3 protein-coding genes and 1 rRNA gene are annotated in these 4,315 nt (G+C 73.1%); 1 reads left to right on the top strand and 3 read right to left on the bottom strand.

The annotated features are described in order from the left end of the window. The first annotated feature begins 190 nt into the window (after window positions 1-190). Window positions 191-1,561 carry a DUF1015 domain-containing protein gene (locus AB0E96_RS38785; protein ID WP_359831182.1) on the top strand — a complete coding sequence of 457 codons (1,371 nt, stop codon included), beginning with the start codon at window positions 191-193 and terminating at the stop codon, window positions 1,559-1,561. A gap of 85 nt (window positions 1,562-1,646) precedes the next feature. Here the strand turns inward: AB0E96_RS38785 and AB0E96_RS38780 are convergent, their stop codons facing one another. From AB0E96_RS38780 to rrf, 3 genes are all read right to left on the bottom strand, one after another. Continuing rightward, on the bottom strand, window positions 1,647-2,549 hold the full coding sequence (locus tag AB0E96_RS38780) for a hypothetical protein (protein ID WP_359831184.1): 903 nt from the start codon (window positions 2,547-2,549) through the stop codon (window positions 1,647-1,649). After that, window positions 2,486-3,901, bottom strand: coding sequence for a hypothetical protein (locus tag AB0E96_RS38775; protein WP_359831186.1), 1,416 nt, complete (start codon window positions 3,899-3,901; stop codon window positions 2,486-2,488). The genes AB0E96_RS38780 and AB0E96_RS38775 overlap by 64 nt, the downstream gene beginning before the upstream one ends. Before the next feature lie 323 nt (window positions 3,902-4,224). Then, window positions 4,225-4,315 (bottom strand): 5S ribosomal RNA (gene rrf, locus AB0E96_RS38770); the annotation flags it as partial.

Genomic DNA, 4,315 nt, shown 5'->3' with positions numbered 1-4,315 from the left:
ACCTGGCCGGACTGGGCGGGGAGATGGCGGAGCCGCGGGAGTTCCTGGAGGGCTTCGGCCGGGCCGCCGCCGTCCACCCGTTCCTGCCCGTCGTCCATGCCGTACCTCGCCCTCGGTTGCACACCCGCCCCAGGAACCGGCACGGGCATTCCGATCTCTCAACAACGCGTACCCGGTTACGATGCCCAGAATGAGCACACCCAGTGCAGAAGACGGAGTCGAGACTCCCGAGGGCGGCCCCGGTGATCCCGGGCACGTCGCCACCGCCGGCCTGTCCCTGTCCCCCTTCCGCGGCCTGCGCTACGTCCCCGACCGGGTCGGCGCCCTCGCCGCGGTGATGTCCCCGCCCTACGACGTCGTGGACCCGGGCCGCCGGCTCGACCTGGAGACCGCCGACCCCCACAACGTGGTCCGGCTGATCCTGCCCAGGCCCGAGCCCGAGGACGCCGGCGACCGCCCCGACCGCGACACCCGCTACCGGCACGCCGCCCGGCTGCTGGCCGCCTGGCAGCGCGAGGGCGTCCTGGCCGCCGATCCCGAGCCCGCGCTCTACGTCTACGAGCAGCGGGTGCCGGCGACCGCCGACTCCCCCGAGCTCCTCCAGCGCGGCCTGATCGGCGCGCTCGCGGTGAGCGGGCGCGAGGGCGGCGTGGTGCTCCCGCACGAGGACGTGATGCCGCGACCGGTCGCCGACCGGGTCGGCCTGATGCGCACCACCCGGGCCAACCTGGAACCGCTGCTGCTCACCTACCGGGGCAACGGCGGCGCCTCCGGGGTGATCGAGCGGACGGTCGAACGCGAGCCGCTGCTCTCCACCGCCACCAGCGACGACACCCACCACCGCCTGTGGGCCGTCACCGACCCGGCCGAGATCGCCGAGATCAGCCGCGACCTCGCCACCTGTCGGGCGCTGATCGCCGACGGCCACCACCGCTGGGAGATGTACCTGCGCCTCCAGCGCGAGCACCGCCACCTGCCGCGCAGTCCCTGGGACCGCGGCATGGTGCTCCTGGTCGACACCGCCCGCTATCCGCTGCGGGTCCGGGCCATCCACCGGGTGCTGTACCGGCTGCCGGTGGCCGAGGCGCTGGAGCGGCTCGGCGACCAGTGGAAGGTCAAGGAGGTCCCCGGCCCGCTGTCCGCCGCGCTCCAGGCCCTCGCCGAGCAGAAGCGGCACGGCGGCAACGGCTTCGTCCTGACCGGCGGCAACGGCGTCTACTGGCTGGTCGGCGAGCCCGAGGAGGCCCTGCTCGACGCCACCGTGCCGCACGGCAGGCCCGAGGAGTGGCGCCACCTGGACGCCACCGTCCTGCACGCCACCCTGCTCGACCGCACCTGGCACGTCCCCGACGGCCCGGACGACATCGGCTACCTGCACACCGCCGCGGCCGCCGAACAGGAGGCCGCCCGAACCGGCGGCACGGCCGTCCTGCTGCACCCGGTCCGGGAGTCCGTGGTGCGCCGACTGGCCGAACAGGGCGTCACCATGCCGCGCAAGTCCACCTCCTTCGGACCGAAGCCGGCCACCGGGCTGGTGCTGCGCAACCTCGCGCTGGGCTGAGCGCCGGGCCCGAAAGCCGTGAGGCCCTGCCGTTCCCGGAGTTCCGGGGAACGGCAGGGCCTCACGGCTTTGCCTGGCGAGCCGGTCAGCTCTTGTCGGCGTCGGCGTCGGCGTCGGCGTCCGCCTTGGCGGCCTTCGGCTCCTCGTCCTTGGCGTCCTGGACGTCCTTCGAGTCCTGGGCGCGCTCGGGGACGACGCCGTCGAAGTCGTCGTCGATCTCGAGGTCGTCCTCGTCGTAGAACTCCTCGACGTCCTCCTCGTCCTCGAAGATCACGCGGTCCTCGGAGTTGTCACCACCGGTGCGCTTCTTCGCCGGGGCGTCGGCCGACTCGGCCCCGTCCTCGGCCAGCTCCGGGTCGAGCGTGTCGGTGAACTCCACGCCGTCGATCTCGGCCAGCCGCTCCGAGGCGTTGGTGGTGCCGTCGGTGTCGGCCTCGGCGGCCTTGGCGAACCAGTCACGGGCCTCGTCGGCCCGGCCGGCCGCGATCAGGGCCTCGGCGTAGGCGTACCGCAGGCGCGCGGTCCACGAGTGCACGGCGCTGGAGGCCAGCTCCGGGCTCTGCAGCGTCACCACGGCGGCGTCGAACTGCTCCATGTCGGTGCGGGCACCGGCCGCCACCAGGCGCATCTCGACCTGGCCGGCCTTGTCCAGCTGCTTCACCTCGGGCTCACCGGCCATCGCCAGCGCCCGCTCCGGACGGCCCAGACCGCGCTCGCAGTCGGCCATCACCGGCCACAGGTCCGCGCGGCCGGTCATCCGACGGGCGGCACGAAACTCGGTCAGCGCCTCGGAGTAACGCTGCGTCATGTACGAGGCGAAGCCGGCCGCCTCACGGACGGCGGCCACACGGGAAGCCAGCCGGAGCGCGATGCGCGAGTACTGGTAGGCCTCCTCCGGCTCGCCGTCGAGCAGGCGGGCCACCATCACCAGGTTGCGGGCCACGTCGTCCGCGAGGGTCTTGGGCAGGCTCTTGAGCTCCTGGCGCACGTCCGCGTCCAGCTCGAAGCCGGTGACGTCCTCGGGGATCGGCAGGCGCTTGACGGGCTCGTAGTTGCCCCGGCGGTCGTCGTAGTCCCGACGGTCGCCACCGCGGTCGTCGCGGTCACGGCGGTAGCCGCCGCCCTGGCGGTCGTCGCGGCGGAAGCCGCCACGGTCGCCGCCCCGGTCGTCACGGCGGAAGCCGCCACGGTCACCGCCCCGGTCGCCGCGGTCGCGGTTGAAGCCGCCGCCCTGGCGGTCGTCACGGCGGAAGCCGCCACGGTCGCCACCGCGGTCATCGCGGTTGAAGCCGCCGGAGGGGCGGTCGTCACGACGCGGACGGTCATCACGGTCGTCACGACGGAAACCCGAGGGGCGGTCGTCGCGGCGGAAGCCGCCGCCGGCCGGACGGTCGTCACGACGGAAACCACCGCGGTCGTCACGGTCACGGTTGAAACCGCCCGACGGACGGTCATCGCGGCGGAAGCCGCCCGACGGACGGTCGTCACGACGGAAGCCGCCACGGTCGCCACCGCGGTCATCGCGGTTGAAGCCACCGGAGGGACGGTCGTCGCGGCGGAAGCCGCCGCGGTCGCCACCGCGGTCATCGCGGTTGAAGCCGCCGGAGGGGCGGTCGTCACGACGCGGACGGTCATCACGGTCGTCACGACGGAAACCCGAGGGGCGGTCGTCGCGGCGGAAGCCGCCGCCGGCCGGACGGTCGTCACGACGGAAACCACCGCGGTCGTCACGGTCACGGTTGAAACCACCCGACGGACGGTCATCACGACGGAAACCACCCGACGGACGGTCGTCGCGGCGGAAGCCGCCGCGGTCGCCACCACGGTCATCGCGGTTGAAGCCGCCGGAGGGGCGGTCGTCACGACGCGGACGGTCATCACGGTCGTCACGACGGAAACCCGAGGGGCGGTCGTCGCGGCGGAAGCCGCCGCCGGCCGGACGGTCGTCACGACGGAAACCACCGCGGTCGTCACGGTCACGGTTGAAACCACCCGACGGACGGTCATCACGACGGAAACCACCCGACGGACGGTCGTCGCGACGGAAGCCGCCACGGTCGCCACCACGGTCATCGCGGTCACGGCCGTAGCCGCCCGAGGGACGGTCGCCGCGGTCGCGGTTGTAGCCGCCGCCCTGGCGGTCGTCACGGCGGAAGCCGCCACGGTCGCCACCACGGTCGTCGCGGTCACGGCCGTAGCCCCCGGAGGGGCGGTCGTCACGACGCGGACGGTCGTCACGGTCATCGCGACGGAAGCCACCCGACGGGCGGTCGTCACGACGGAAACCACCCGAGGAGCGGTCGTCACGGCGGTCGCGGTCGTCGCGACGGTAGCCGCCACGGTCGTTGGACGAGCCCCCGCGGGACCGGGGCTCGTAGCCTCGGCCGTCGTCCGATCGGCGCTCGGGACGGTCCTGGGGCTGGTTCGACATCGTGGTGACTCCTTCTGCTGCTTCAGCTCCACCGCGGGCGGAGCGCGCAACTCCGCGACCGCCACGCGGTTCGACGCCGGCCTGCTGGCCCGCGTACCTTCTCCATTGTCCGACATTCCGGGACCCTCCGCGTCTGGGCGGAAGTCCTGTCTCTGCCGGCTTTCTTCACGTTCGCAAAACACAAAAAGGCCGCGGCCCCCGCGAGTCGCGGGGGCCGCGGCCTTGAATAATTGTTCGGCGGCGTCCTACTCTCCCACAGGGTCCCCCCTGCAGTACCATCGGCGCTGTAAGGCTTAGCTTCCGGGTTCGGAATGTAACCGGGC

The organism is Kitasatospora sp. NPDC036755 (genome assembly GCF_040636595.1).
In the GTDB taxonomy this organism is placed as follows: domain Bacteria; phylum Actinomycetota; class Actinomycetes; order Streptomycetales; family Streptomycetaceae; genus Kitasatospora.
The sequence above is the reverse complement of the archived record's forward strand: the minus strand, read 5'-3'. Positions and strand labels throughout refer to the sequence as shown.